The organism is Mesorhizobium sp. P171375, from assembly GCF_057786075.1.
The window spans coordinates 427,522-453,221 of sequence record NZ_JBYNWF010000001.1; the positions used below are offsets into that span (position 1 = coordinate 427,522).

26 protein-coding genes, 1 other RNA gene and 1 pseudogene are annotated in these 25,700 nt (G+C 62.3%); 8 read left to right on the forward strand and 20 right to left on the reverse strand.

What is annotated here, in order from left to right:
• Positions 1-31 precede the first annotated feature (31 nt).
• Positions 32-859, forward strand: a complete 828-nt coding sequence (locus tag ACYHH6_RS02160; RefSeq protein WP_352592578.1) for an NAD(P)H-binding protein — start codon at positions 32-34, stop codon at positions 857-859.
• A 1-nt stretch (position 860) separates the two neighbouring features.
• Positions 861-1,337, forward strand: coding sequence for an anthrone oxygenase family protein (locus tag ACYHH6_RS02165; RefSeq protein ID WP_352592581.1), 477 nt, complete (start codon positions 861-863; stop codon positions 1,335-1,337).
• A gap of 32 nt (positions 1,338-1,369) precedes the next feature.
• On the opposite strand, the gene ACYHH6_RS02170 is transcribed toward ACYHH6_RS02165, so the two are convergent.
• The 7 genes from ACYHH6_RS02170 to ssrS form a co-directional block, all read right to left on the reverse strand.
• Positions 1,370-1,690, reverse strand: coding sequence for an Rdx family protein (locus tag ACYHH6_RS02170; RefSeq protein ID WP_352592584.1), 321 nt, complete (start codon positions 1,688-1,690; stop codon positions 1,370-1,372).
• A 13-nt stretch (positions 1,691-1,703) separates the two neighbouring features.
• Complete coding sequence (locus tag ACYHH6_RS02175) at positions 1,704-2,453, reverse strand: YebC/PmpR family DNA-binding transcriptional regulator (RefSeq protein WP_112559692.1); 750 nt, start codon at positions 2,451-2,453, stop codon at positions 1,704-1,706.
• 201 nt (positions 2,454-2,654) lie between these two features.
• Positions 2,655-3,416: a TerC family protein gene (locus ACYHH6_RS02180; protein WP_352592587.1), complete on the reverse strand. Its 762-nt coding sequence runs from the start codon at positions 3,414-3,416 to the stop codon at positions 2,655-2,657.
• 70 nt (positions 3,417-3,486) lie between these two features.
• Positions 3,487-4,311, reverse strand: a complete 825-nt coding sequence (locus tag ACYHH6_RS02185) for a TIGR00282 family metallophosphoesterase (protein WP_352592590.1) — start codon at positions 4,309-4,311, stop codon at positions 3,487-3,489.
• A 56-nt stretch (positions 4,312-4,367) separates the two neighbouring features.
• Positions 4,368-4,907, reverse strand: coding sequence for a DUF3592 domain-containing protein (locus ACYHH6_RS02190; protein WP_352592593.1), 540 nt, complete (start codon positions 4,905-4,907; stop codon positions 4,368-4,370).
• A gap of 71 nt (positions 4,908-4,978) precedes the next feature.
• Positions 4,979-5,563 (reverse strand): 5-formyltetrahydrofolate cyclo-ligase, encoded by a 585-nt coding sequence (locus ACYHH6_RS02195; RefSeq protein WP_352592596.1) that lies wholly within the window; start codon positions 5,561-5,563, stop codon positions 4,979-4,981.
• Between the two features lie 98 nt (positions 5,564-5,661).
• A non-coding RNA gene (ssrS, locus tag ACYHH6_RS02200) (6S RNA) lies at positions 5,662-5,817 on the reverse strand.
• Positions 5,818-5,967: 150 nt separating this feature from the next.
• Here ssrS and ACYHH6_RS02205 point away from each other — a divergent pair.
• The gene (locus ACYHH6_RS02205) at positions 5,968-6,807 is read left to right on the forward strand and encodes an AAA family ATPase (protein ID WP_352592599.1); all 840 of its coding nucleotides are present in this window, start codon (positions 5,968-5,970) and stop codon (positions 6,805-6,807) included.
• Positions 6,808-6,851: 44 nt separating this feature from the next.
• Here the strand turns inward: ACYHH6_RS02205 and ACYHH6_RS02210 are convergent, their stop codons facing one another.
• A complete protein-coding gene (locus ACYHH6_RS02210) occupies positions 6,852-8,396 on the reverse strand; it encodes an MFS transporter (RefSeq protein ID WP_352592602.1) in 1,545 nt (514 codons plus the stop codon).
• Positions 8,397-8,539: 143 nt separating this feature from the next.
• Between ACYHH6_RS02210 and ACYHH6_RS02215 the strand changes: the two genes are divergently transcribed.
• From ACYHH6_RS02215 to msrB, 4 genes are all read left to right on the forward strand, one after another.
• Positions 8,540-9,403 carry a LysR family transcriptional regulator gene (locus ACYHH6_RS02215; RefSeq protein WP_352592605.1) on the forward strand — a complete coding sequence of 288 codons (864 nt, stop codon included), beginning with the start codon at positions 8,540-8,542 and terminating at the stop codon, positions 9,401-9,403.
• A 55-nt stretch (positions 9,404-9,458) separates the two neighbouring features.
• The gene (locus ACYHH6_RS02220; protein WP_352592607.1) at positions 9,459-9,905 is read left to right on the forward strand and encodes a GNAT family N-acetyltransferase; all 447 of its coding nucleotides are present in this window, start codon (positions 9,459-9,461) and stop codon (positions 9,903-9,905) included.
• A 7-nt stretch (positions 9,906-9,912) separates the two neighbouring features.
• The gene (locus tag ACYHH6_RS02225; protein WP_352592610.1) at positions 9,913-11,103 is read left to right on the forward strand and encodes a vWA domain-containing protein; all 1,191 of its coding nucleotides are present in this window, start codon (positions 9,913-9,915) and stop codon (positions 11,101-11,103) included.
• A 103-nt stretch (positions 11,104-11,206) separates the two neighbouring features.
• Positions 11,207-11,611 (forward strand): peptide-methionine (R)-S-oxide reductase MsrB, encoded by a 405-nt coding sequence (gene msrB / locus ACYHH6_RS02230; RefSeq protein ID WP_013529102.1) that lies wholly within the window; start codon positions 11,207-11,209, stop codon positions 11,609-11,611.
• Positions 11,612-11,680: 69 nt separating this feature from the next.
• Here msrB and ACYHH6_RS02235 read toward each other — a convergent pair whose 3' ends face one another.
• From ACYHH6_RS02235 to ACYHH6_RS02285, 11 genes and pseudogenes are all read right to left on the reverse strand, one after another.
• A complete protein-coding gene (locus ACYHH6_RS02235) occupies positions 11,681-11,986 on the reverse strand; it encodes a hypothetical protein (RefSeq protein ID WP_352592613.1) in 306 nt (101 codons plus the stop codon).
• Positions 11,987-11,993: 7 nt separating this feature from the next.
• Complete coding sequence (locus ACYHH6_RS02240; RefSeq protein ID WP_352592616.1) at positions 11,994-12,434, reverse strand: hypothetical protein; 441 nt, start codon at positions 12,432-12,434, stop codon at positions 11,994-11,996.
• Between the two features lie 53 nt (positions 12,435-12,487).
• Complete coding sequence (locus ACYHH6_RS02245) at positions 12,488-12,748, reverse strand: DUF2312 domain-containing protein (RefSeq protein ID WP_023719653.1); 261 nt, start codon at positions 12,746-12,748, stop codon at positions 12,488-12,490.
• A gap of 268 nt (positions 12,749-13,016) precedes the next feature.
• Positions 13,017-16,475, reverse strand: a complete 3,459-nt coding sequence (gene pyc / locus ACYHH6_RS02250) for a pyruvate carboxylase (protein WP_352592619.1) — start codon at positions 16,473-16,475, stop codon at positions 13,017-13,019.
• A gap of 293 nt (positions 16,476-16,768) precedes the next feature.
• The gene (locus ACYHH6_RS02255) at positions 16,769-17,890 is read right to left on the reverse strand and encodes a branched-chain amino acid ABC transporter substrate-binding protein (RefSeq protein WP_181057728.1); all 1,122 of its coding nucleotides are present in this window, start codon (positions 17,888-17,890) and stop codon (positions 16,769-16,771) included.
• A 137-nt stretch (positions 17,891-18,027) separates the two neighbouring features.
• Positions 18,028-18,375 carry a DUF6867 family protein gene (locus tag ACYHH6_RS02260; RefSeq protein WP_023668719.1) on the reverse strand — a complete coding sequence of 116 codons (348 nt, stop codon included), beginning with the start codon at positions 18,373-18,375 and terminating at the stop codon, positions 18,028-18,030.
• Between the two features lie 112 nt (positions 18,376-18,487).
• Positions 18,488-19,216: an ABC transporter ATP-binding protein gene (locus ACYHH6_RS02265; RefSeq protein ID WP_352592623.1), complete on the reverse strand. Its 729-nt coding sequence runs from the start codon at positions 19,214-19,216 to the stop codon at positions 18,488-18,490.
• An 11-nt stretch (positions 19,217-19,227) separates the two neighbouring features.
• Positions 19,228-20,334, reverse strand: a pseudogene (locus ACYHH6_RS02270) (ABC transporter ATP-binding protein); the annotation flags it as partial.
• Complete coding sequence (gene livM / locus ACYHH6_RS02275; RefSeq protein ID WP_352592626.1) at positions 20,334-21,929, reverse strand: high-affinity branched-chain amino acid ABC transporter permease LivM; 1,596 nt, start codon at positions 21,927-21,929, stop codon at positions 20,334-20,336. The gene livM and the pseudogene ACYHH6_RS02270, both read right to left, overlap by 1 nt.
• A gap of 4 nt (positions 21,930-21,933) precedes the next feature.
• Positions 21,934-22,836: a branched-chain amino acid ABC transporter permease gene (locus tag ACYHH6_RS02280; RefSeq protein ID WP_112559711.1), complete on the reverse strand. Its 903-nt coding sequence runs from the start codon at positions 22,834-22,836 to the stop codon at positions 21,934-21,936.
• A gap of 448 nt (positions 22,837-23,284) precedes the next feature.
• On the reverse strand, positions 23,285-23,671 hold the full coding sequence (locus tag ACYHH6_RS02285; protein ID WP_352592679.1) for an ectoine synthase: 387 nt from the start codon (positions 23,669-23,671) through the stop codon (positions 23,285-23,287).
• A gap of 134 nt (positions 23,672-23,805) precedes the next feature.
• Between ACYHH6_RS02285 and ACYHH6_RS02290 the strand changes: the two genes are divergently transcribed.
• Complete coding sequence (locus ACYHH6_RS02290; protein ID WP_352592628.1) at positions 23,806-24,705, forward strand: LysR substrate-binding domain-containing protein; 900 nt, start codon at positions 23,806-23,808, stop codon at positions 24,703-24,705.
• Here the strand turns inward: ACYHH6_RS02290 and ACYHH6_RS02295 are convergent.
• Positions 24,698-25,699: a 4-hydroxyproline epimerase gene (locus ACYHH6_RS02295; protein ID WP_352592631.1), complete on the reverse strand. Its 1,002-nt coding sequence runs from the start codon at positions 25,697-25,699 to the stop codon at positions 24,698-24,700. The genes ACYHH6_RS02290 and ACYHH6_RS02295 overlap by 8 nt on opposite strands.
• Between the last annotated feature and the right edge of the window lies 1 nt (position 25,700).

Below are 25,700 nucleotides of genomic sequence, written 5' to 3' on the forward strand. Positions count from 1 at the left end.
GATTACTCATATTAACAGAGGAAAAACCACAATGACTGACACCAAACCAATCCTGATCCTCGGCGGCACCGGCAAGACCGGCCGTCGCCTCGCCGAGCGGCTGACCGTACAGGGCGTTCCCGTGCGCATCGGCTCGCGCTCCGGCAGCCCACGCTTCGATTGGGAGGTTCCGGCGACCTGGGGGCCGGCCCTGCAAGGCGTGCGTGCCGTCTACATCAGCTACTATCCCGACATCGCCGTGCCGGGCGCGGCCGAGACCGTCGACGCCTTCGCCAGGCTTGCAGTGGCCAGCGGCATCACCCGCCTGGTGCTGCTCTCCGGACGCGGCGAGACGGAGGCCCAGCGCGCCGAAGAGATGGTCAAAGCCTCGGGCGCCGACTGGACGATCCTGCGCTGTGCCTGGTTTTCGCAGAACTTCAGCGAAGGCTTTCTCATCGAGTCTTTGCTCGCGGGCGAAGTTGCCCTGCCTGTCGGTACTGTCGGTGAGCCCTTCATCGATGCCGACGACATCGCCGATGCCGCCTTCGTTGCGCTGACCGAGCCGGGCCATGTCGGCCAGCTCTATGAGCTGACCGGGCCGCGGCTGCTGAGCTTCGCCGACGCGGTCGCCGAGATCGCCAAGGCGGCCGGGCGCGACATCCGTTACGTCAAGGTCTCGCATGACGAATTCACCACCTCTGTCGCGGCGCATGACTTGCCGCCCGAATTCGCCTGGCTGCTCAACGAGCTGTTCACCGAAGTGCTTGACGGCCGCAACGAGACGCTGACCGATGGCGTCCAGCGTGTGCTCGGCCGTGCGCCGAAAGACTTTTCCGCCTACGCACATGAAACCGCCGCAACCGGCGTGTGGAGCAACTGAGATGATCAAGCTTCTTCCCACCCTCACCATCATTGCCGCAATCGGTTCGGGCGTCGTCGGCGGCGTGTTCTTCGCCTTTTCCAACTTCGTCATGGCGGCGCTTGCCCGGCTGCCCGTCCCTCAAGGCATTGCGGCGATGAATTCGATCAACATCACGGTGATCACCCCGACCTTCATGGCGGCGCTGTTCGGCACCGGCCTGCTCTGCCTGGTGCTTATCGCCGCCGCCATCATGGGCTGGAGCCAGTCCGGCTCGTACTGGTTGCTTGCCGGCGCGGTGATCTATCTGATCGGCAACCCGATCGTGACCATGGTCTTCAATGTGCCGCTCAACGATGCGCTTGCCGCCGTCGACCCAGCCAGCGCCAATGGCGCCGCCGTGTGGGCGAACCATCTGAACCAATGGGTGATGTGGAACCACGTCCGCACCATCACCGCCATCGTGTCGATGGCCTGCTTCATCTTCGCATTGCTGTGAAGATGGCACTTTGCAAATGCAAAAGACCTCGCTCAGGCGGGGTCTTTTTGCGTGGGGTCCTTTGAGGTGTGACCCTTGCGATCGGAGTGGCCGAGATCGCGGTCCGGATCGATCACATCGCGAACCAGTTGCTTGAGTTTTGCTGCTTCCGGGAAACCCCCGTCGCGCTTGCGATCCCAGACCAGCTGATCGTTGCAGGAAATGGTGAAGATGCCGCCGGTGCCCGGCACCAGCGTCACTTCGCCCAGATCCGTGCCGAAGGTCGAGAGCAGTTCCTGCGCCATCCAGCCGGCGCGCAACAGCCACTGGCACTGCGTGCAATAGGTGATGCGGATGGTGGGCAGCTGGCTCATGTCCGAGTTTCGATCACGCCGCGCTGAGCTTGGCCATTGTCTCGTCGTCGACCTCGAAATTGGCGTAGACGCTCTGCACGTCGTCATCGTCCTCGAGCGTCGCGACCAGCTTCATCAGCGACTGGGCGCGTTCTTCGTCGACCGGAACATTGTTCTGCGGCTGCCAGATCGGCTTCACCGATTCGGCCTCGCCGAGCGAGGCTTCCAGCGCCTTCGACACTTCGCCCATGCTCTCGAAGGCGCAATAGATGGTGTGGCCTTCCTCGTCCGATTCCACGTCATCGGCGCCGGCCTCGATCGCCGCATCCATGACCTTGTCGGCGCTGCCGACGGAGGCCGGATAGTAGATTTCGCCGGCGCGGTTCCACATGAACGACACCGAGCCGGTTTCGCCGAGCGCCCCGCCGGCCTTGGTGAAGGCGGCACGTACGTTCGAGGCCGAACGGTTGCGGTTGTCGGTCAGCGCCTCGACGATCAGCGCCACGCCGCCCGGCCCATAGCCTTCGTAGCGCACCGCTTCGTAATTCTCGGCATCGCCCATCGACGCCTTGTTGATGGCGCGCTGGATATTGTCCTTCGGCATCGACACCGCCTTGGCGTTTTGGATGGCTAGGCGCAGGCGCGGGTTCATCGACGGATCCGGCGTCCCGCTCTTGGCGGCGACGGTGATTTCGCGCGCCAGCTTGGAAAACATTTTCGACCGCACCGCGTCCTGGCGGCCCTTGCGGTGCATGATGTTCTTGAACTGTGAATGGCCAGCCATGGCACCCCTGTCGTCTTCGGCTAGAGCATCGCGAAGCGAGGCGACGATACCCGGCCTTCCCGCAAATGCTCGAATTTAAATTCGGAACGTCTCTCGCATGCCTGCGAAGGCTTACGGCGTTCTCTGTCGGAATGGCCGGCTTATAGATAAATCGGCTCAATTCGTCCAGACACCGCGTTCACAGCGCCCCGGCGAGCAGCTTCAATGCCCACCACCGGATTTCCTGCGCCGCCGCGCCAGCATGTTGAGGCCTTCGACCAAGGCCGAAAAACCCATCGCGGCGTAAATGTAGCCCTTGGGCACATGGTAGCCCATGCCGTCGGCGATCAGCGTCATGCCGATCATCAGCAGGAAGCCCAGCGCCAGCATGACAATGCTCGGGTTCTTGGCGATGAAATTGGCCAGCGGCCCGGCCGCCAGCATCATCACGCTCACCGCCACGATCACGGCGATATACATGATGGCGATCTCGTCGGTCATGCCGACGGCGGTGATGATGGAATCGATCGAGAAGACGAGGTCGAGCAGCAAGATCTGGAAGATGGCGCCGGCAAGCGAGATCTGTAGTGTCTCGCCCATCATCGTGTCCTTGTGGTCTTCCGGGTCGACCGTGTGATGAATTTCCTTGGTCGCCTTCCACACCAGGAACAGGCCGCCGGCGATCAGGATCAGGTCGCGCCAGGAAAAGCCGTGGCCGAAAGCGGTGAACACCGGCGTCGTCAGCTGGACGATGATCGAGATGGTGGCAAGCAGCACCAGCCGCATGACCAGCGCCGCCGAGATGCCGAGACGGCGGGCGCGGGCGCGCTGCGCTTCCGGTAATTTGTTGGTCAGGATCGAGATGAAGATCAAATTGTCGATGCCGAGCACGACCTCGAGCACGATCAGCGTCAGCAACGCGACCCAGGCGGTGGGGTCAGAGACAAATTGAAAATGTGGCGCCAGGAATTCAACGAGCTGCATGGAGGTCGTCCCCTCTACGATCTAGAGCAGTTTCGTCGCCAGTTAGGTACTATAGTCCAGCATATCAATGTCATGACCAGAAGGATGGTGCGGTTTCTTCAAGCCGCGGCCCGCGACGAAACGGCGCGATCTTCTCGGTCAGGCCGGTGCGGTCGGAAATATCGACGCCGATGCCACACAATGTCGCCGGTCCGGTCGCCGCCTCGAAGCGGCCTTTCGGCACTTTCGACAGGAACCGGTTGAGCGGCTCTTCCTTGTCCATGCCGAGCGAGGAATCATAGTCGCCGCACATGCCGGCGTCGGACATGTAGCCGGTACCGCCATTGAGGATCTGATGATCGGCGGTGGGCTGGTGCGTGTGGGTGCCGATGACAAGGCTGGCGCGCCCGTCGACGAAATGCGCGAAGCACATTTTCTCCGAGGTCGCTTCGGCGTGGAAGTCGATGACCACCGCATCGGCCTGCTCACCCAGCGGACACGCCGCCAACTCGCGCTCGCCGGCCTGGAACGGATCGTCGAGCTCGGGATGCATGAACACCCGCCCCATAATGTTGGCGACCAGCACGCGCGCGCCGTTCCTGGCGATGTAGACGCCGGAACCGCGCCCCGGCGTGCCCTTGGGGAAATTGGACGGGCGAAGAAAACGCTCCTCGCGCGGCGCGAAGATCAGCGCGTCGCGCTGGTCCCAGACGTGGTTGCCAGTGGTAACGACATCGGCACCGGCCGCGATGGTGTCGCGAAAAATGTCTTCGGTGATGCCGAAGCCGCCGGCGGCGTTCTCGCCATTGACGATGACGAAATCGAGTTTGAAATCGGAGATCAGGCCGGGCAGTTGTTCCCACACTGCCGTACGTCCCGATTTGCCCACCATGTCGCCGAGGAAGAGAAGTCTCATGCCCACTTCTATCCAGAGGCACGGACGCTAGGCAAGCGCTACCCGGGCGATTGGCGCTAACGCCGGCCGAAAGTATCACGCTGCTGTTGAGACGGCTTTGTGTTCGCGCCCGCAACGCGGACAGGTGGCGGCATCATCGGCGACACCGGCGGCGCGTTGCGTCCGCGCAGCCAGAAGAACCAGACGTAGAAAGCGGTGAACCCGCCCGTAACGGCAAAGAGCAGCAACCCGCCGCGCCAGCCCTTCATTGCGGCGGTATCGAGGGACGATGGATCGGTGGGGTCGTAGTACAGTTCCACCTGGTCGCCTTTGGACGCGGTGTAGAGACCAACGTCCTTTCCCTTGCCGGACCAGCTCATCGGCGCATCGTTGGCGACATAGCCGATGGCGACATTGATGCCTTTCGTGGCCATGCCGTTTTTCTGCGTTTCGGTATAGGAGCTGACGTCCGTCACGGTGGCAACCGTCTGATGCCAGGCGAACTGGTGATGCAGGGCGGTTCCGACAATGTGCAAGCCCATCGCGAACAGCGTCACCGCGATGAGGACGAACGGCATCAGCAGGAAGCGCGATAAGACAAACATCATGGCCGCCATCGACTCGGGTCGTATTGAGCAAAATACTACCCCGGCATGTCTTGGAAACGCGTTAAGCGGATCGCGACTTTTTAAGCGATATCGAAGCGGCGTAAGCCGCTCTCGGTGAGTATTTCCGGAATGACGACGTCATGTGGCTCGTCGGGAACCCGCGCTACCTCCTGGCAGTCGAAGGCGATGCCGATCAATCGGGGTTGGCGCCCCATGGCGTGCAGGCGCGCGATCGCCCGGTCATAGTGGCCGGCGCCGTAGCCAAGGCGATGGCCGCGGGCATCGAAAGCAGCGAGCGGCACCAACATCACCGCGGGATCGAGAACCTCGGCTTCCTCATGCGGACCGACCGTGCCAAAACCCATCTCGACCATCGGCGCGCCGCGCACCAGCTCGCGAAAGACGATTGTGGTCTTGTCGAGAATGGCCGGCAGGCAAAGCCTTGCCCCTTGCTCGCGCAAAGCGAACATCAGCGGCCGCACGTCGACCTCCGAGCGCATTGGCCAGAAGCCGGAGACGATCTGGCCCGGCTCGACCGCTAGGTGATCGCGCGCCGTCTCGGCCATTTCCAGCGCGGCCTCCACCCGCCAGAACGCATTCAGCGCATCGCGGCGACCGAGGGCTTCCTTGCGGAGATGTTTTTTGAGTTCTTTCAGAGAGGTCATGGAGCCAAGGTAGAAAAGGTCGGATTTGAGCGGAGTGTCAGTAGCGACGTTTTCTACCGCACGATCCACCGAAATGTCAGTGAACCCCAGCGTGTGAGTGACGATCCACACAACCGGTGGAGAGAGCGATCCCGGGAACCTACAAAGTAGGTGGGCGCCGTATGAGAAAACCCACGGGTCTTCCCAGGGACAGCTCCCTAAGGATCGTTAAGGCCCCGGGGAAAATGTCCTCCTGCCGGGAAGCACAGATCGTCGCCCCCAATATAGGCCGCTGGTCGGTCCAGCGCCAGTGACACGAGCCGATGTTTCCATTTCGGATGCACGCCCTTTTCGACGCGACTGGCTCGCCCTTGCACAGGCCGGGCGGCGTCCTTACGGTCGCGATGACCAACCGAGGAGCAAGCATGCGTTTTGAAGGCACGGCGGCCTATGTCGCCGACAAGGATCTGATGGTGGCGGTCAATGCGGCGATCGCGCTGGAGCGGCCCTTGCTGGTCAAGGGCGAGCCCGGTACCGGCAAGACCGAACTTGCCAGGCAAGTGGCGGCGGCACTCGGCCTCGACCTGATCGAATGGCACGTCAAGTCGACGACGCGCGCGCAGCAAGGGCTCTATGAATATGACGCGGTCTCGCGGCTGCGCGACAGCCAGCTCGGCGACGAGCGCTTCAACGACATCAGGAACTACATCAAGCGCGGCAAGCTGTGGGAGGCGTTCGCGGCCGGCATGAAGGTCGTGCTGCTGATCGACGAGATCGATAAGGCCGACATCGAGTTTCCCAACGATCTGCTGCAGGAACTCGACCGGATGGAGTTCTTCGTCTACGAGACCGGCGAAACGATCCGCGCCGCGGTCCGACCGATCGTCATCATCACCTCCAACAATGAGAAGGAACTGCCGGACGCCTTTCTGCGCCGCTGCTTCTTCCACTACATCCGCTTCCCCGACGTCGACACGCTGCACAAAATTGTCGACGTGCACTATCCCGGCATCAAGCAGAATCTGGTGCGCGCGGCACTCACCCAGTTCTACGAAATCCGCGAGGTGCCCGGCCTGAAGAAGAAGCCGTCGACCTCGGAAGCGCTCGACTGGATCCGCCTGCTGGTCGCCGACGACATAGCACCCGAGGATCTGCGCGCCGACCCCAAGAACGCGCTGCCCAAGCTGCACGGCGCGCTGTTGAAGAACGAGCAGGATGTGCATCTGTTCGAACGCCTGGCTTTCATGGCCAGGCGGCAGGGATGAGGATCATTCGGCCGAGTTGACAGCTGTGAGCCGGTTTCCACCGCTCACTCGGCGGGAGCAAACTCTGTCTCCTGCGGCGCGACGCGCTTCGGTCCGAAGATGACAAAGCCGATGACCGACAGGGCAAGAACACCAATCCCGCAATAGAGCATGACCCAGCCGAAGCCATTGACCAGAGCGTCGTGCACGATGGCGCCGGAGGGGTCGAGGGTTGCGAGCTCAGGCGTCCCTTGCGCAAGGTCGTGGAGATTGCCGGTGGCGATCCTTTCCGCCAGCGCGCGCACCGCGCCTGGGCTCAAAGCTGTGCCAAGTGCGCTGCTGAGATAAGAGACGATACCCTGCGTCAGCAACAGGCCGAGCACCGCAATGTTGATGGCGAGCGTGATCAGGCGTGCGCTGATATCGATGCCGGACGCCATGCCGGCGCGATCCGGCGACACCGCGCCGGTCGTGGTGTTGGTGGTCGGTGAATTGGTGAGACCAATGCCGATGCCGGCGATCAGCGTGCCGGGCAGCATGGTCAGCCAGGTCGCCCCTTCGAGCCCGGAGCCGATCCACATGGCGATGAAACCGATCCCCAAAGTCAAAAGGCCGAGCGGGATGGCAATCCGCGCCTGGTAGCGTGCGCGGATGCGCTCGGCGATTGGCGGCATCACCATGAAGGGCAGCGTGTAAACGAGCAGCAAAAGACCGGTCGTCGTGCTGTCATAGCCGAGCACGCCCGAATAATAGATCGGCAGATAGATGATGAACGGCCAGTAGCTGAAATTCATGCCGATCGCGCCCATGATCGCACCGGAAAACTGGCGGATGCGGAAGACCGAGAAATCGAACATCGGATAGGCATTGACCCTCTCGGCGACGAGAAAAGCAATGAAGGCCGCCACCGACGCGGCAATCACGCCGATGCGGGCGCTGACTCCGAGGTCCGCACCTTGCGTGATCAGATAAGAGAAGCCGAACACTGCGGCTGAAAGCGTCAGCATGCCGGCCCAGTCGAGCGTCTGGGCATTATGATCGCGCGATTGCGTGACACCGGCGCCGATGAAGGCGAGCGCCAGGATCGCCAGCGGCACGTGGATGAGGAACACCCACTGCCAATTCGACAGTGCCACGATCAGGCCGCCGATGGCGGGACCGAAGCCAAGCCCGATGCCCGCGACGACGCTCCAGGCGACGAAAGCCTTGCCACGTTCACGTCCGTCCTGGAACTGGTGCGACAGGACGGCGACGCTGCAGGTCAGCATCGCGCCGCCGGCAAGACCTTGCAGGAAACGGGCGGCGATCAGCAGCGGCGCACTGGGAGCCAGGCCGCACAGCAGCGAGGCGAGGCCGAAGGCAATGGTGGTGATCACCATCACGCTCTTTCGGCCGAACCGGTCGGCCAACGTCCCGGTGGCCATCAGCACCGTGGTGCAGGCAATGGTGTAAGCATTCATGATCCACTGCAAATCCTTGAAGTCGGCGGCGAGCACGCTTTCCAGTTTCGGCAGGATCACCGGCACGCTGGAGATTTCGAGCCCGAACAGCAGCGAGGCCAGGCACACGCCGGTGAGCGCAATGGTGTTTCGTTGAATGGGCAACGGCATATCGATCTCTCTCCATCGGAACACGGGGCGGCGCTCTTCAAACCGCGATCAGGTTGAGATAGAGGAGACTTGATCATGAAAAAGGCTATGGTTGGCTATATCAGAAATGACAAATTGGCATGCTGCCCAATGGGAGCTTGTAAATGACCAGCCTTGATGTCGATGCGGTCCGCACCTTCGTGATGGTGGCCGACCTGCAGAGCTTCACCCGTGCCGCCGCAGCGCTCGGCAGCACCCAGGCCACGATCAGTGTCAAGCTGCGCCGTCTCGAGGAAAAGCTCGGAGCGCGGCTGATCGAACGCACGCCGCGCCGCGTCAGCCTGTCGGCGAAGGGCGCCGTTTTCCTGCCCTCCGCGCGCGACTTCCTGGCCGCGCATGAGCGCGCCATGGCTGAGTTTGCCGAAGCACCTTGCCGGCTCGCGCTCGGCTTTGTCGATCATGTCGCCGGCCCCGAGCTTTCCGTCCTGATTGCCCAGCTCCATGCGCACGATCCCTCGCTCACGCTCAGTTTGAGGATCGACACCAGCACCATTCTGAAGGAAGCGTTCGATCGCGGCGAACTGGATGCGATCATCGTACACCGCGAAGGCGACAGCCGTCCGGGCCGGACCTTGTCGCGCAACCACTATGGCTGGTTCGCATCGCCTTCCTTCGAATGGCAGCGCGGAACGCCGTTACGCCTGGCGCTTCTAAGCACGATATGCAGCTGCCCGGATCGCGTACGGGCGGTCGAGACGCTGGACAAGGCAGGCATAGCCTGGGAAGAGGCCTTCGTCGGCGGCGGCGGGGCGGCCGTCAACATTGCTGTATCGGCGGGCTTTGCCATTTCGGCGCTGGCCCACCGGGTCGTTCCTCCCGGCCTGGTCGAGGTTGGCCGCAAGCTTGGCCTGCCACCGCTTGACCCGTCCGAAGTGGTCCTGCATTCACACACGCTGGCGCCGCGGGCGCGCGAGGCCCTGTATGTGCTGGCGACCGCATTTCGCGAGTACAATTCTGCGGCTGCCTAGGCCAAGCTGTGCGATCTGATTCCATCGCAAGGGATCGGGCTTTGGAGGAACCTAAATGACAGAGATCACCGTCCGCCCGCTGGCGCAGGCCGACCATGCCGACTGGCGGCGTCTGTGGACCGCCTACCTCACCTTCTACGAAACCAAGCTGCCGGACGAGGTGTATGACATCACCTGGAAACGGCTGTTCACTGACGGAGAATTCGAGCCGAAGGGTTTTATCGCCACGCTCGACGGCAAGGCGGTCGGCCTGACCCACTATCTGTACCATCGCTCCGGCTGGTCCGAAAAAAACAACTGCTACCTGCAGGACCTGTTCGCCGACCCTGATGTGCGCAGCAAGGGCGTGGGTGCGGCGCTGATCGAAGCGGTAAAGCAGGAGGCCGGCAAGATCGGCGTCAAGAACGTCTACTGGATGACCCACGAAACCAACACCACCGCGCGCAAGCTCTACGACGGCGTTGCCCGGCGGACTGGCTTCATCGAGTACGATCTGCTGTAGATAGCCCATGTTCATGCCCTTCTTCCTCGAACTGAAGGCCGCGCGGGTACCCGTTTCGCTCAGGGAATATCTGTCGCTGCTGGAGGGGCTGGAAGCCGGTCTGGTCGATTATGACGTCGAGGGTTTTTATTACCTCGCCCGCGCCGCTCTGGTGAAGGATGAGCGCCATATCGACCGCTTCGATCAGGTGTTTGCGCATGTCTTCAAGGGCATTGAAGCTCTGGGCGGACCGGATGCGGTCGATGTCGCCAACATCCCCGAGGAGTGGCTGCGCCGGCTCGCCGAAAAGCACCTGACCGAGGAAGAGAAAAAACTGGTCGAGGCGCTCGGTGGTTTCGACAAGTTGATGGAGACGCTGAAGCAGCGGCTCGATGAACAAAGAGGCCGGCACCAGGGCGGATCGAAATGGATCGGCACCGGCGGCACTTCGCCTTTCGGCGCCTATGGCTACAATCCCGAAGGCGTGCGCATCGGCCAGCACGAAAGCCGCAACCGCCGTGCGGTGAAGGTGTGGGACAAGCGCGAGTTCAGGAATTTCGACGACGCCGTCGAGCTCGGCACCCGCAACATCAAGGTGGCGCTGAAGCGGCTGCGCCGCTGGGTGCGCGAGGGCGCGGAGGAAGAGTTCGACCTGCCCGGCACCATCCATGCCACCGCCGAGCACGGCTATCTCGACGTGCAGACGCGCCCCGAACGGCGCAATGCTGTGAAGCTTCTGATGTTCTTCGATGTCGGCGGCTCGATGGACGACCACATCAAAAGCGTCGAGGAGCTGTTTTCGGCAGCCCGCGCCGAGTTCCGCCAGCTCGAATATTTTTACTTCCACAATTGCCTCTACGAGGGCGTGTGGAGGGACAACCGCCGCAGGCACGCCGAGACCATCCCCACCTTCGACCTGCTTCACAAATACGGTCCAGACTACAAGGTGATCGTCGTCGGCGACGCTTCGATGAGCCCTTACGAGATTGCGCATCCCGGCGGCTCGGTCGAGCACTGGAACCCGGAAGCCGGCACCGTCTGGCTCGGCCGCCTGCTGCAACAATGGCCGAACGCGGTCTGGCTGAACCCCGAAAACCAGAAGAACTGGGGCTTCACCCACTCGATCGCGATGATCCGCGATATCTTCGGCGGCCGCATGTTCCCGCTGACGCTGGCCGGGCTCGAAGCCGCGACCAAGCAGCTCTCACGCAAGCATTGAGCCCCAAACACGCCTCTGCGCTGGGCAGGCGTGTAACAAATGCTTATGTTGGTGCGAATACTGGCTGCAACCAACAACAAGCCGCCAAGGCTGAGGAGATTGGATGGATACCCACACCTACCCCGTTACCCGCACTGACGCCGAATGGCGTGCCCGGCTGACGCCGGAGCAGTATGCCGTCATGCGCGGCCACGGCACCGAACGGCCCGGAAGCTGCGCCCTGCTCTACGAAAAGCGCGCCGGCACCTTTTCCTGCGTCGGCTGCGACCAGCCGCTGTTCGAATCCAAGCTGAAGTTCGAGAGCGGCACCGGCTGGCCGAGCTTCAACGACCCGGTGCCGGGTTCGGTCGAAAACACCGTCGACCGCAGCTACGGCATGGTCCGCACCGAATGCCACTGCGCCCGCTGCGGCAGCCACCTCGGCCATGTCTTCGAGGACGGCCCGCCGCCGACCGGCCTGCGCTATTGCATCAACGGCGTGGCGCTGAAATTCGAGCCGGCGGCTTAAACCGCAGCGCGGTCATCATCTCTTGGAAAGGGCGGCTCCGGCCGCCCTTTTTCGTGCCCTGCCGACGTCTCAAGCAACGACCACCAGGATCAACCATAGCGCGGAACCGAGCATCATCAGCGAGGCCTTGGCGCCGCCGGCCTTTTCCGCGACTCGCCAGACGGCCAGGGTCAGGAATATGTTGTAGGGTACCGGCGCGAAATGCACGGCCAGCACCACGGCCAGCGGCAGCTTCAGCCCGAGCAGGATGAGCGCGACCACCGACGACGCGACGTTGATCGCAGTGCCGACAACGACCAGGTCGCGCCAGAACAGACGATCGAGCGACACGGCACCGTGCCAGCGGGAGCCAAAGAAGTATCCGACGGCGGACATGGGCGACCTACCTCTGTCCCAGCACATCGGTGACGGCGCGCTCGAAACGGGAGCATTCGGTCACCAGCCAGTCGGCCATGGCCGGCCAATTGTCCTCGGCGTAGCAGTTCACCTGCCACATCGAATTGATGCCGAGCCCCTCACAGCTCTGTTCGGGCCTGAGTTTCAGCCTGCCTTCGATCGCCGGCTGGAAAGGCTTCAGCCGCGACCAGGCTTCAGTGGCGCCGAACTTCGCGTTGCGGCCGAAGAAGACGCCAACATGGTTTTGCGCCGGCGCGACATACATGGACAGGACCAGGGCGAAGTCCGGCAGCCCGCGCTGCCAGAACCAGGGTCCGCGCCGCGCCATGGAGGCGCGTTCCTCCGGATGCCGTTCGGCGAACAGCGCCCAGAAGCTGCGTTGGCGGAATTCAGAGGCGCGGCGGGCGCCAAAGTCGAATTCGCTCATGGTTCAACCCGTCGAAAGGCGCCGCTATCGACGCCCGGAGGCTGCCCCCGGCCTTACACCATGCCGAGCGCGGCCTTGTACAGGTCGAGGATGGATTCTTCCTCTTGGCGCTCGGCCTGGTCCTTCTTGCGCAACCGGATGATCGAGCGCATCGCCTTGGTGTCGAAGCCGGTGCCCTTGGCTTCGGCGAACACCTCCTTGATGTCGTCGGCGATGGTCTTCTTTTCTTCCTCGAGCCGCTCGATGCGCTCGATGAAGGCGCGCAACTGGCCGGCGGCAACAGTCTGGCTGGTCTCGGTGATGTCGTCGGCCATGTTTTTCTCCGCTTCTTTTTAGGCGCCGCGATTCTGGCGCGGCAAAATTGGAGCGGGTTCGATGCCCGAGCGGGCGCGGCGGGTCAAGCCATTATCGATGCGGCATGAAGAGTTCCGCACGCCTTAAGGCGTGTTGAGATTTAGGTCAGGCCGAGCCGAAAATGGTGGCTTCCGAGAACCGGAGCGGAGCGTACTCAAAGTACGTGAGCACCGGAAGCGCAGGAAGCCGCCGTTTGCAGGCCCGGCCTCACCTGAATATCAGTACGCCTTAGCCAAAGGCGATCAGCAGATCCTTCGCGTCGATCTGATCGCCGGCCTTGACCAGCACTTCGGCGATCGTGCCGTCGCGTTCGGCATGCAGCGCCGTCTCCATCTTCATGGCTTCGATGGAGAGCAGCACGTCACCAGCCTTGACCGCCTGGCCGGCGGCAACCGCAAGCGCGGAGACCACGCCCGGCATCGGCGCGCCGACATGCGCCTCGTTGCCGGGCTCGGCCTTGCGCCGTGCCTTGGCCGCCGAGGCGCCATGCGCCCTGTCCGGCACCCGGACGCGGCGTGGCTGGCCGTTGAGCTCGAAGAACACGGTGACCATGCCCTTCTCATCGACATCGCCGATGGCAAGGCAGCGCACCACAAGCGTCTTGCCTTTCTCGATGTCCAGGAAGATCTCGTCCTCGGACTTCATGCCGTAGAAATAGGTCGGCGTCGGCAACACGCTGACCGGCCCGTAGGTCTCCTGCGCGGCGGCAAAGTCGGTGAACACCTTCGGATACATCAGCCAGGACGCGAATTCGTATTCCGAGAGCTTGCGCTCCAGCTTCTCCTCAATTTCCTTGCGGCTGGCCTTGAGGTCTGCCGGCTTGAGCAGCGAGCCCGGCCGCACGGTGATCGGTTTGCTTTCCTTCAGTGCCTTCTTCTGCAGCTTCGCAGGCCAGCCGCCGGGCGACTGGCCGAGATCGCCGCGCAGCATCGAGATGACCGAGTCCGGGAAGGCGATGTCCTTGGCCGGGTTTTCGACGTCGGCGACGGTGAGGTCCTGGCTCACCATCATCAGCGCCATGTCGCCGACCACCTTGGATGACGGCGTCACCTTGACGATGTCCCCGAACATCAGATTGACGTCGTGATAGGCTTGGGCCACCTCGTGCCAGCGCGTCTCCAGCCCGAGCGAGCGTGCCTGTTCCTTGAGGTTGGTGAACTGGCCGCCCGGCATTTCGTGCAAATAGACTTCCGAGGCCGGCCCCTTGAGGTCGCTTTCGAAGGCGGCGTACTGGTTGCGCACCGCTTCCCAGTAGAACGAGATGTTGCGGATCCATTGCGGATCGAGGCCGGGATCGCGCTCGGTTCCCTTCAGCGCCTCGACAATCGAGCCGAGGCAAGGCTGCGAGGTGTTGCCGGAGAAAGAATCCATCGCCGCATCGATGGCATCGACGCCGCTTTCCACGCCCGCCAGCACCGTCGCCGCCGACAGGCCTGACGTATCGTGGGTGTGGAAGTGGATCGGCAAATCAGTCGCCTCGCGCAGCGCCTTGAACAGCACGCGTGCGGCGGCCGGTTTCAACAGCCCCGCCATGTCCTTGACGGCGATGATGTGGGCGCCCGCGGCCTGCAATTCCTTCGCCAGCCCGACATAGTATTTGAGATCGTATTTGGCGCGCGCCGGATCGAGGATGTCGCCGGTGTAGCATATCGCCGCTTCGACCAGCTTGCCCTCGGCGCCCACCGCGTCCATGGCGACACGCATATTCTCGACCCAGTTCAGGCAGTCGAAGACACGGAACAGGTCGACGCCGCCAGCCGCTGCCTGTTTGACGAAATGCTGCACGACATTGTCGGGATAGTTGGTGTAGCCGACGCCGTTGGCGCCGCGCAGAAGCATCTGCAGCAAAAGGTTGGGGGCGGCCTCGCGCACTTTGCTCAGCCGCTCCCACGGATCCTCGGTGAGGAAGCGCATGGCGACGTCGAAAGTGGCGCCGCCCCAGCATTCCAGCGACAGCAGCCGCGGCAGTGCCCGCGCATAGGTGCCGGCAATCCCGGCAATGTCATGCGTGCGCATGCGGGTGGCGAGCAGCGACTGGTGGCCGTCGCGCATCGTCGTGTCGGTGACCAGCACCTCTTTTTGCTCACGCATCCAGGCAGCGAATTTCTCCGGCCCCAACGCGTCGAGCTTCTGCTTGCTGCCGCCCGGCACATTGCCGTTGAGATAGGGCACGACGGGCGCTGCCGCATCGGCCTTCGGCATCGGACGGCCGCGGGTTTCGGGATGGCCGTTGACGCTGACGTCGGCCAGATAGTTGAGCAGCTTGGTGGCGCGGTCCTGGCGCTTGACCTGCGCGAATAGCTCCGGCGTCGTGTCGATGAACCTGGTCGTGTAGGAATTGTCGGCGAAGCGCGGGTGATTGATGATCGCCTCAAGGAAGGTGAGGTTGGTCGCCACGCCGCGGATGCGGAATTCGCGCAAGGCCCGGTTCATGCGGGCGATCGCCTCGGCCGGTGTCGGCGCCCAGGCCGTCACCTTCTCCAGCAGCGGATCGTAGAAGCGGGTGATGACCGCGCCCGAATAGGCGGTGCCACCGTCAAGGCGGATGCCGAAACCGGCGGCTTCGCGATAGGCGGTGATGCGGCCGTAATCCGGAATGAAACTATGCTCCGGATCCTCGGTGGTGATGCGGCACTGCAGGGCGTGGCCGTTCAGCCTGATGTGGGCCTGCGCCGGCACGCCCGACTCTTTCGTGCCGATGGCAAAGCCGTCCAGGATGTGGATCTGCGCCTTGACGATGTCGATGCCGGTCACCTGCTCGGTGACGGTGTGCTCGACCTGGATGCGCGGATTGACCTCGATGAAGTAGAATTTGCCGGTGTCGGCGTCCTGCAGGAATTCCACCGTGCCGGCGCCGATATAGCTCGTCTCGCGCGCGATCTTGAGCGCATAGCCGCAAAGCTCCTGGCGCAATGCCTCGCTGAGGTAGGGCGCCGGCGCCCGCTCGACGACCTTCTGGTTGCGGCGCTGGATCGAACAGTCGCGCTCGAACAGATGCACGGCATTACCGTGCGTGTCGCCAAGCACCTGGACCTCGACATGGCGGGCGCGCTCGATCAGCTTTTCGAGATAGACCTCGTCCTTGCCGAACGCGGCCTTGGCCTCACGTTTGCCTTCGGTGACTTCGCGAACCAGATCAGCCTCGGCGCGGATGGCGCGCATGCCGCGCCCGCCACCGCCCCACGATGCCTTGAGCATCACCGGATAGCCGATTTCCTTGGCCAATTTCTTGACCGTGTCCATGTCGTCCGGCAGCGGGTCGGTTGCCGGGATCACCGGCACGCCGACCTCGATGGCGAGATTGCGCGCGGCGACCTTGTTGCCGAGCCGGCGCATCGTGTCTGGCTTCGGGCCGATAAAGGTGATGCCGGCCTCGGCGCAGGCATCTGCGAATTCAGGGCTTTCCGACAAAAGGCCATAGCCCGGATGGATGGCGTCGGCGCCGGCCAGCCTGGCGACGCGGATCACTTCCTCGATCGACAGATAGCTTTCGATCGGCCCCATGTCCTTGGCCAGATGCGGCCCGCGCCCGACCTGGTAGCTTTCATCGGCCTTGAATCGATGCAGCGAATATTTGTCCTCCTCGGCCCAGATCGCCACGGTTTTGAGGCCGAGCTCGTTGGCCGCGCGAAACACGCGAATGGCAATTTCGGACCGGTTGGCGACGAGGATCTTCGTGATGGCCAAGGAAGAAGGCTCCGGACAGGGAGGGATGGGGGCTCAGCAATGATTAACGCGAAAATGCTGCAGTGCAACCAAAATCGGGAGGCGATTAAACCGATTTAAATAGATTCTAGCACTGCAAAGCGAGAGACTGCGTGCGAATGGCGTCGCCAAGTGACGCGAATTGTCATCCCGCGCACAATCCGCTCCCGGCTAATGGTTCTTTTTTAGCCAATGCCGTCGCTACGCGCTCCGGCAGGTTAAAGAAAAATGCCCGGCGCAAGCGCCGGGCATTTCGTAGGGATTGCGTTATCCGATCAGGACTTCGGCAGCCAGGTGATCTTGCCATCCGGACCCTTCTTCCACTCGTACATGATGTAGCCCGGGAGCTTCGGATCGCCCTTCTCGTCATAGGCGAGGTCGCCCAGAACGGTCTTGAACGGACCCTTCTCATGCAAGGCCTTGGCCACTTCCACCGGGTCGTTCGTCTTGGCCACGGCAGCGGCTTCGGCGATGACCTGCATGGCGGCATAGGCGTAGAGCGTGTAGGCTTCCGGCTCAAAGCCCTGGGCGCGGAACTTCTCGACCAGTGCCTTGTTCTCGGGGATCAGGCGCGGATCCGGACCAAAGGTGTTGAGCGTACCGATAACCGCGTCGCCGGCGATCGCAGCCAGCTCGTCGGTGACGATGCCGTCGCCCGACATCAGGGTAGCCTTGAGGCCCTGGTCAGCCGACTGGCGGATGATCAGGCCGGCTTCGGTGTGCAGGCCGCCCCAATAGATCAGGGTGACGCCGGCGTCCTTCATCTTGGCGATCAGCGCCGAGAAGTCCTTGTCGCCGACATTGACGCCTTCATACATGACTTCCGTCAGGCCGGCTGCGTTCATCGCCTTCTTGGTTTCGTCGGCAAGGCCCTGACCGTAGGGGGTCTTGTCGTGGATGACGGCAACCTTGGCGTCCTTGAAGTTGGCCGCAATATAGGCGCCGGCGATGCCGCCCTGCTGGTCGTCGCGTCCGCAGGTGCGGAACACGTTCCACAGGCCGCGCTCGGTGAATTTCGGGTTGGTCGCCGCTGGGGTCACTTCGACGATATTGTTGTCGACGTAGACTTCCTGCGACACAGGAATCGAGACGCCCGAGTTGAAGTGGCCAACCACGAACTTGACGCCGTCGCCGACGAACTTGTTGGCGACCGAGATGCCTTGCTTCGGATCGGAGACGTCGTCGCCGACTTCAAGCTTGATCTGCTCGCCATTCATGCCGCCTGCTGCGTTGATATCGGCGACAGCCGCTTCCGCACCCTTCTGCAGCTGCGCACCGAAGGCCGCATTCGGGCCGGTGATCGGACCGGCGACGCCGACGAGGACGTCAGCCCATGCGTTACCGCCGAACGCGACAAGCGCGGTCAGGGCAACGGCGGACAAAAGTGATTTCTTCATTTAAACGCTCCCATTTACGAGGTGGGCGTGGATGATACTTTCATGCGATGCCCACCCTTATCGCAGAAAGCGTACTTTGCCGATTTTCAGGCCCTTGTCACGCCGATTCATCCCCGAGACGGCGTTAATGGTGAACGTCAACCTTTCGGCTTCCAGCTTAAGATCGAAGCACGTTCGTAAAGCCAATTATACTGCGTCACCATCTGGTTGGTGCGCGTGTATTGATAGCCGACAAACCCCAATATCATGAGCACGATTGTGTCCACGACATAGTATTGCAGCGAAAACATCGTGCCGCCGAACAGGGCATGATGAATGAACCTTATGCCGATGCCGAGCCCCAGCAGGTAGGCGAACAGCGCCGGCAGGCTGCGCCATGTCTGGGCGCTTGCCTTGCCGGTCATCCATGCCGCCCAGCCGCCGAGCAGACAGGTGACGAAGAAGAACTGCCAGATGGAAGGTTCCTCGTGAAGAATGCCTTGCATGGTGAAGACTCCCTAGCATGATCCCGAAAAGTTGCAGACTTTTCGGACAAAGGTCATGCGACAAACAAACAAATTGGAGCGGAATACTGTATGCATAGATTCCGCTCCAAACTCAGTGATGGCCGCCTTCGAGATAGGCCGCGCGCACTTCCGGATTGGCGAGCAATTCCTTGCCGGTGCCGCTCATGGTCACGTTGCCGTTGACCATGACATAGCCGCGCGTGGCGAGCTTGAGCGCGCCGAAGGCGTTCTGCTCGACCAGGAACACGGTCAGCCCTTGCGTGCGGTTCAGCTCGCGGATGGCGTCGAAGATCTGCTTGACGATCAGCGGCGCTAGGCCAAGCGACGGCTCGTCGAGCAGGAGCAGCTTCGGCCGCGCCATCAGCGCGCGTCCGATCGACAGCATCTGCTGCTCGCCGCCCGACAGCGTCCCGCCACGCTGGGCAATGCGCTCCTTGAGGCGCGGGAACAGTGTGAACACCTTCTCGGCATCCTCGTCATAGTGCTTGAGGTTGTCGAGACCGGCGCCCATCTGCAGGTTTTCCATCACCGTCATGCGCGGGAAAATGCGCCTGCCTTCCGGCGACTGCGCGATGCGCATGCGCGCGATCTCGTGCGTCGGCATCTGGGTGATGTCGGTGCCGGCGAAAGTGATGGTGCCGGAACGGGCCCGCGGCGCCCCGAAGATGGTCATCATCAGCGTCGACTTGCCGGCGCCGTTGGCGCCGATCAGCGCGACGATCTCGCCCTGGTTGACGTGGACATTGACGCCGTTCAGCGCCTTGATGTTGCCGTAGTAGGTCTCGACGCCCTTGATGTCGAGCAACGTTGTCTCGGCCATCACTTACGCCCTCCGCGCGGCTTGGATGTCGGGGATTTCCCGGCGGGCTTGGCCGTGGCCCGCTCGGTTGGTTTTCTCGGCGCGACGTTGGCCTTTGCATCGAATTGAGCTGCCTTCGAGGCGCCTTTCGACACCGTGACCCGCTCGCCCTCGCTGTGGCCGATCGTGTCGCTCACCGGGCCGGCGAGATAGGAAGACGACGTGCCTGGTCCGTGTGCCGTATCAGGCCCTATGTCCAACTGCTCGATGACGTCTTCATCGCCGACCTCGGTCAGCACCGTCTCGACCTCCTCGTCGTCGACGCCGAGATAGGCGGCGATGACGCGTGGGTCGGTGCGCACCGATTGCGGGCTGCCGTCGGAAATCTTGCGGCCATATTCGAGCACCACGACATGGTCGGAAATCTGCATGACCACCGACATGTCGTGCTCGATCAGCAGGATCGAGGTGCTGCTCTTGATGTCCATCAGCAGCGAATTGAGCGCGGCCGATTCCTTCGGATTGAGACCGGCCGCCGGCTCGTCGAGGCACAGAAGCTCGGGCCCCGTGCACATGGCGCGCGCGATCTCGAGGCGCCGCTGTGCGCCATAGGGCAAATCGCCGGCCGGATCGTCGGCGCGATCGACGAGATCTGCCTTTTCCAGCCAGTGCTTGGCAAGCTCCACCGATTCGGCCGAGGCCCTGCGGTAGCCGCCGATCCCGAACAGGCCCAGGATCGTATAGCCCGATGCCTTCATCAGCTTGTTGTGCTGGGCAACCAAGAGGTTCTCCAACAGCGTCATGCCCGAGAACAGGCGGATGTTCTGGAAGGTGCGTGCCACCTTGGCGCGCGCCGGGATTTCGTGATTGGGCAGCCGTTCGAGCAGGAAGCTCGAGCCGTCGGCACCGTTGAGCGTGATCATGCCTTCCGACGGCTTGTAGAAGCCGGTGATGCAGTTGAACACGGTGGTCTTGCCGGCGCCGTTGGGTCCGATCAGCGCGGTGATCTCGCCGCGCTTGGCCTGGAACGACAGGTCGCCGATGGCGACCAGGCCGCCGAACTTCATCGACAGATGCTCGACCTGGAGAATGGCGTCTTTCATGCCCGGATTGGCCTTTTGAATCGAACTCGCATTCATCAGCCGTGTCCTTCCTTGGTGAAGGAACTGGAGACCGCTCTTCGCTCCTTGAGGAAGGCAGTCGGCTCACGACTACCGACGAAACCGCGCGGCTTCCACAGCATGACGATGACCATGGCCATGCCGAACAGAAGCATGCGGTAAAGCTCCGGCGTGAAGTCCTTGCCGAAGACCTGCTTGAGAAAGTCGAGCTCCCGCAATGCCTCGGTGCCGCCGATCATCACCATTGCGGCGACCGCGATACCGACCAGCGAGCCCATGCCACCGAGCACAACGATGGCCAGGATGATCGCCGATTCCAGGAAGACGAAGGATTCAGGGCTGACGAAGCCCTGCCGTGCGGAGAAGAAGGCGCCGGCAAAACCGCCGAACATGGCGCCGGTGGCAAAGGCGGTGAGCTTGGTGGTGGTGGTGTTGATGCCGAGCGAGCGGCAGGCGATCTCGTCCTCGCGCAGTGCCTCCCAGGCGCGGCCGACAGGCATGCGCCTGAGCCGGATCGTGACGAAGGCAGTCAACAGCGCCAGCGCCAGGATCAGATAGTAGAGGAAGATCTTGTAGTAGGCGCTCGACTGGGCGATGTGCAGCACCTTGCCGATATAGTTCGGGTCCGTCGAATTGAACGTCATCAGGCCGAAGAACGTGACCTTCGGAATACCAGAGATGCCGGCCGAGCCGTTGGTGACTTCACGCCAGTTGATCAGCACCAGGCGGATGATCTCGCCGAAGGCCAGAGTGACGATCGCCAGGTAGTCGCCACGCAGTCGGAGCACCGGAAAGCCGAGCATCACGCCCCAGAAGGCGGCCATGGCGCCGGCCGCCGGCAGCAGGATCCAGAACGACAGGCCGTAGTGAGAGCCGAGCAGCGCATAGGCATAGGCGCCGACCGCGTAGAAGGCGACGTAACCGAGATCGAGCAGGCCGGCGAGGCCGACGACGATGTTCAGCCCCCAGGCCAGCATCACATAGATCAGGATCTGGATGCCGAAATTGTCGATCCACTTCAGTGAGCCCTGCAGCCCGCCGACGAACGACCACGACATCAGCGACAACACCCCCACGACCAGGATCGGATAGAGCACCAATGCGGTGACCCCGAGCTTGGTGAAATTATCGTGGATGTAGGCGCGGAAGTAAAAGATCACACAGGCCAGCGCATAGATGACGGCCAGCGCACGCAGGAACTGCAGATAGCCGGCCAGACCATCACCTACCAGCCCCGGCAAGGCGCCGCCGAACACAAACAGTATCGCTGCCAGCACGATGGCCACGATGAAGGCCGGAAGCAGGAAGAAGCGCGACGCCACGCTGGCCGGCAACAGGCCGGTGGCGACATTGGCGATCTTCTGATTGGCCATGAAGGGCTGGCCATAGGCAATGTAGAAGAAGCGGCCAAGCATGGTCAGCACGACCACGGTGATGAGCAGCCACCAGCGCGTCACCAGGATCAACTGGTTGCTGATGTTCTGGTCGGTCTTCAGGCCGATGAACAGAACGAACAGGCCCAGCGAGATGGCACCGGCATAGAGCGCCTCACGAAATGCGCGCTGCACGGGGGAGGCGACGGTGTCGCGCTCCGAGGATACGGTAACCGCCATTGTCTCAGACCTTTTCGACTTCTGGCCGGCCCAAAATGCCGGAAGGCAGGAAGATCAGCACGATCGCCAGGATGGAGAACGCCGCGACGTCCTTGTAGTCGATCGAGAAATAGGCCGACCACATGCTCTCGATGAAGCCGATCAACAGCCCGCCAAGCACGGCGCCCGGCAGAGACCCGATGCCGCCGAGAACGGCCGCGGTGAAGGCCTTGACCCCCGGCACGAAGCCGTCGGAGAAGGCGATAACGCCGTAATACATCAGGAACAGCGTGCCGGCGACGGCCGCAAGCGCTGCGCCCATGATGAAGGTGATCGAGATCGTGCGATCGACGTCGACGCCGAGCAGCGCGGCCATCTTGCGATCCTGTTCGCAGGCGCGCTGGGCGCGGCCAAGCGAGGTCCTGTTGACCAGGTACCAGAACAGCGCCAGCAGCAGCGCGGTGACGATGACGATAATGATCTGCTTCAGCGACACGCTGATGCCGTTGATGTTGTAGACTTGGCTGACCATCGGCGGGATCGGCTTGTTGCGCGGACCCTGCGTCACCTGGATGAAGTTCGACAGCGCGATCGACATGCCGATGGCGGTGATCAGCGGCGCCAGCCGGAACGACCCGCGCAGCGGCCGGTAGGCCACCTTCTCGATCGTCCAGTTGTAGAGGCTGGTGAGCAGCATCGCCACGATCATCATGATCAGCAGCGCCAGGACGATCGGCACCGAATAGAACAAGGAGCCGAGGATGAGGAAGACGACGAGGGCGGCGAATGCCCCGACCATGAAAATGTCGCCATGGGCGAAGTTGATCATGCCGATGATGCCGTAGACCATCGTGTAGCCGATTGCGATCAGCCCATAGATCGATCCCAGCGTCAGCCCATTGATAAGCTGCTGGACAAAGTACTGCATGTGTACATGGCTCCCCTGGAATGTCGCCCATGCAGACGCATTCCTTTTCGTATTTCCCCTAGTCGTAAAGTTTCGAGCCCGGATTGCAACGTGATTTTTCAAACGTCGTGCGTGTTTTGTCGGCACGCCTTCCGATTGTCCGTTTTTTTGCTCCCGACCCCTGGACTATCGCGGACCCTATCATTGGCATAACGCAATGTCTTTGACGATTCAGCCGGACCATGCACCTCATTTCGAAGAAATCGCCGTCAAAATTAGGTGATGAGACGATTCGTTGCGTTTCTGAGAGGCTTCGTTTTTTAGCCACATTCCTTTCCTCGGGGGCAAGATTCTTGCCGCTTGGCCTTAGGCTATGCGCAAGTGGATTGTGATGGTCGATAGAAGACAGTGTAAAAAACCAGGCTTCCAGGCCCGCCCGCCGGGCAAGGAAGCGACTGCGCGTCTGTGATCAGTAGGCGGATCCACCGTGGTCGCTCAGCGCATGCCGCTCCGTACCCTTCAAGGGCGGATTGAAGACGCTGACCAGGATCATGTCGCCTGCGGCGTCGGCCCGCAGATAATGCTCGTCATGCTCATTGAGCACATAGATCGTACCCGGCTCTATACGATGCACCGCACCGGACATGTCCTCGACCTCGCCGGCGCCGGCGATGCAATAACAGGCCTCGAAATGCCTGACATAGTGGAGGCGCGATTCGCTGCCTGCGCGCACGACAGTGTGGCAGACGGTGAAGCCCATGCCGTCCTGCCGGGTCAGCAGCCGGTGGCTGGTGCCGTTGCCCCAATTCACGAAGAAGTCAGATTTTTCTACATCAGCCAATTGTCTGGTGAACATTGCGGTTTTCCCTGCGGATGCCGGCCAAGGATCGAGAAGTTGAGGATGGATTGGTGATCCACGGTAGAGATGCCGCATGCCGGGCGGACTTTCAAATGATTGCTTCTCACCGGTCATGTTAGTAAATCTTACCGATGGACTACATTCCGCTGAATGCCATCCGGGCCTTTGAGGCTGCCTCCCGCCGCTTGAGCTTTTCCGCTGCCGCCGAAGAGTTGCATGTGACCCATCCGGCGATCAGTCACCAGATAAGGCGCCTGGAGGAGTGGCTTGGCGTGCCTCTGTTCCACCGCGACGCTCGCAAGGTAAGGCTGACCGATGCCGGCGTGATCCTGCAGGCGTCAGCGAGCGCAGCCCTTGCCGAACTCGGCGCCACCTGCCGGCGCATCCGGCGCAATGCCGCGGCGGCGGCGATTTCTGTCGGCTGCATCCCGTCCATCGCCAGCCGCTGGCTTGTGCCCCGCCTGCCAGCCTTCACCGCCAGCCATCCCGACATCGGCATGCGCGTCGCCTATGCCAAAGCCGAGGACAGGCTTGGCGATGGCGACAATGACGTGCTGATCACGCTCGGCGCCGATCCGACGCCCGGCGTCACCAGCCTGAAACTGTTTTCGCGCCTCAACCGCCCAGTGTGCAGCCCCTACTATCTGGCCGGCAGGGAGCATCTCAGGACACCTGCCGGGATCGCCGGCGCCGACCTGCTGCACGACGAGAACCGCCAGGGCTGGAGCGAGTGGTTTGCCGAGGCCGGACTGGCCAAGGTCGATGTCGGCAACGGGCCGGTCTTTGCCGACTTCAACATCCTTGCCACCGCGATCATCGCCGGGCATGGCGTGGCGCTATGCCCGGTCGATGTCTTTCGCGACGAACTGAAGCGCGGCGACCTGGTGGTCCTGTCCGACATATCGACGAACCGCGACAAGGCTTATTTCCTGACCATGGCGGCGAATGCCTCCGCCGCCGCACTCACCTTCGCCGACTGGTTCCGTCGGGAAGTCTCGGTCGATGCCGAGGGCAACCAGCCCGCTACTTGACGACGAACCCATGCGCGAACGGATCGCGGTCGTCGATGAAGATAGTGTTCAGACCGGTCATCCGCGCCCAGCCGCCGATCGAAGGGATGATGGCCGGCTTGCCGGCAACGGTGACGTCTTTTTCGACCTTACCCTTGAACAGCGAACCGATGATCGATTCATGGACGAAGCTGTCGCCGGCCTTGAGCTTGCCCTTGGCGTGAAGCTGCGCCATGCGTGCCGAAGTGCCTGTGCCGCAGGGCGAACGGTCGATCGCCTTGTCGCCATAGAAGACGGCATTGCGCGCATCGGCGCCCGCCACCGTCGGCTTGCCCGTCCACAGCATGTGCGACAGCCGGTTGATCTCAGGATTTTCTGGATGCACGAACGAATACTTCTCGTTGAGCCGCTGCCGCACCACCGGGCTCCAGGCGATGAAATCGCCAGCGGAGCAGTCAGCCATATCGCGGTAATTCGCCTGCGGTTCGACGATGGCGTAGAAATTGCCGCCATAAGCGACATCGACGGTAATCTCGCCAAGCTGCGGACACTCCACCGTCAGCCCTTCCGCATAAAGGAAGGACGGCACATTGGTGATACGCACCTCTTCGACATAATCACCAACCTGTTTGTATTCGGCGATGACCAGCCCGGCCGGCGTGTCGAGCCTGAGCACACCCGGCGTTTTCGGCTTGATCAGCCCATGTTCGATGGCCATCGTCACCGTGCCGATCGTGCCGTGGCCGCACATCGGCAGGCAGCCCGATGTCTCGATGAACAGGATGGCGATGTCGCAATCGTCGCGCGTCGGCGGATAAAGGATCGAGCCCGACATCACGTCATGGCCGCGCGGCTCGAACATCAGCCCGGTGCGGATCCAGTCATACTCCGCCAGGAAATGCGCTCGCCGTTCCATCATCGTCGACCCCTCGAGCAAGGGACCGCCGCCAGCGACCAGCCGCACCGGATTGCCGCAAGTATGGCCGTCGATGCAGAAGAAGGATTTTTTGGCCATG

Bases quoted from the DNA above. Each gene is read 5' to 3' on its own strand.
- ACYHH6_RS02190 (WP_352592593.1), bottom strand. From the start codon at position 4,907: ATGGCGGCCATGATGTTTGTCTTATCGCGCTTCCTGCTGATGCCGTTC.
- ACYHH6_RS02290 (WP_352592628.1), top strand. From the start codon at position 23,806: ATGGACTACATTCCGCTGAATGCCATCCGGGCCTTTGAGGCTGCCTCC.
- ACYHH6_RS02210 (WP_352592602.1), bottom strand. From the start codon at position 8,396: ATGCCGTTGCCCATTCAACGAAACACCATTGCGCTCACCGGCGTGTGC.
- ACYHH6_RS02220 (WP_352592607.1), top strand. From the start codon at position 9,459: ATGACAGAGATCACCGTCCGCCCGCTGGCGCAGGCCGACCATGCCGAC.
- ACYHH6_RS02240 (WP_352592616.1), bottom strand. From the start codon at position 12,434: ATGAGCGAATTCGACTTTGGCGCCCGCCGCGCCTCTGAATTCCGCCAA.
- ACYHH6_RS02245 (WP_023719653.1), bottom strand. From the start codon at position 12,748: ATGGCCGACGACATCACCGAGACCAGCCAGACTGTTGCCGCCGGCCAG.
- ACYHH6_RS02180 (WP_352592587.1), bottom strand. From the start codon at position 3,416: ATGCAGCTCGTTGAATTCCTGGCGCCACATTTTCAATTTGTCTCTGAC.
- ACYHH6_RS02255 (WP_181057728.1), bottom strand. From the start codon at position 17,890: ATGAAGAAATCACTTTTGTCCGCCGTTGCCCTGACCGCGCTTGTCGCG.
- ACYHH6_RS02160 (WP_352592578.1), top strand. From the start codon at position 32: ATGACTGACACCAAACCAATCCTGATCCTCGGCGGCACCGGCAAGACC.
- ACYHH6_RS02170 (WP_352592584.1), bottom strand. From the start codon at position 1,690: ATGAGCCAGCTGCCCACCATCCGCATCACCTATTGCACGCAGTGCCAG.
- ACYHH6_RS02285 (WP_352592679.1), bottom strand. From the start codon at position 23,671: ATGTTCACCAGACAATTGGCTGATGTAGAAAAATCTGACTTCTTCGTG.
- ACYHH6_RS02235 (WP_352592613.1), bottom strand. From the start codon at position 11,986: ATGTCCGCCGTCGGATACTTCTTTGGCTCCCGCTGGCACGGTGCCGTG.
- ACYHH6_RS02260 (WP_023668719.1), bottom strand. From the start codon at position 18,375: ATGCAAGGCATTCTTCACGAGGAACCTTCCATCTGGCAGTTCTTCTTC.
- ACYHH6_RS02165 (WP_352592581.1), top strand. From the start codon at position 861: ATGATCAAGCTTCTTCCCACCCTCACCATCATTGCCGCAATCGGTTCG.
- ACYHH6_RS02185 (WP_352592590.1), bottom strand. From the start codon at position 4,311: ATGAGACTTCTCTTCCTCGGCGACATGGTGGGCAAATCGGGACGTACG.
- ACYHH6_RS02265 (WP_352592623.1), bottom strand. From the start codon at position 19,216: ATGGCCGAGACAACGTTGCTCGACATCAAGGGCGTCGAGACCTACTAC.
- ACYHH6_RS02195 (WP_352592596.1), bottom strand. From the start codon at position 5,563: ATGACCTCTCTGAAAGAACTCAAAAAACATCTCCGCAAGGAAGCCCTC.
- ACYHH6_RS02295 (WP_352592631.1), bottom strand. From the start codon at position 25,699: ATGGCCAAAAAATCCTTCTTCTGCATCGACGGCCATACTTGCGGCAAT.
- ACYHH6_RS02205 (WP_352592599.1), top strand. From the start codon at position 5,968: ATGCGTTTTGAAGGCACGGCGGCCTATGTCGCCGACAAGGATCTGATG.
- ACYHH6_RS02215 (WP_352592605.1), top strand. From the start codon at position 8,540: ATGACCAGCCTTGATGTCGATGCGGTCCGCACCTTCGTGATGGTGGCC.
- ACYHH6_RS02175 (WP_112559692.1), bottom strand. From the start codon at position 2,453: ATGGCTGGCCATTCACAGTTCAAGAACATCATGCACCGCAAGGGCCGC.
- msrB (WP_013529102.1), top strand. From the start codon at position 11,207: ATGGATACCCACACCTACCCCGTTACCCGCACTGACGCCGAATGGCGT.
- ACYHH6_RS02280 (WP_112559711.1), bottom strand. From the start codon at position 22,836: ATGCAGTACTTTGTCCAGCAGCTTATCAATGGGCTGACGCTGGGATCG.
- ACYHH6_RS02225 (WP_352592610.1), top strand. From the start codon at position 9,913: ATGTTCATGCCCTTCTTCCTCGAACTGAAGGCCGCGCGGGTACCCGTT.
- livM (WP_352592626.1), bottom strand. From the start codon at position 21,929: ATGGCGGTTACCGTATCCTCGGAGCGCGACACCGTCGCCTCCCCCGTG.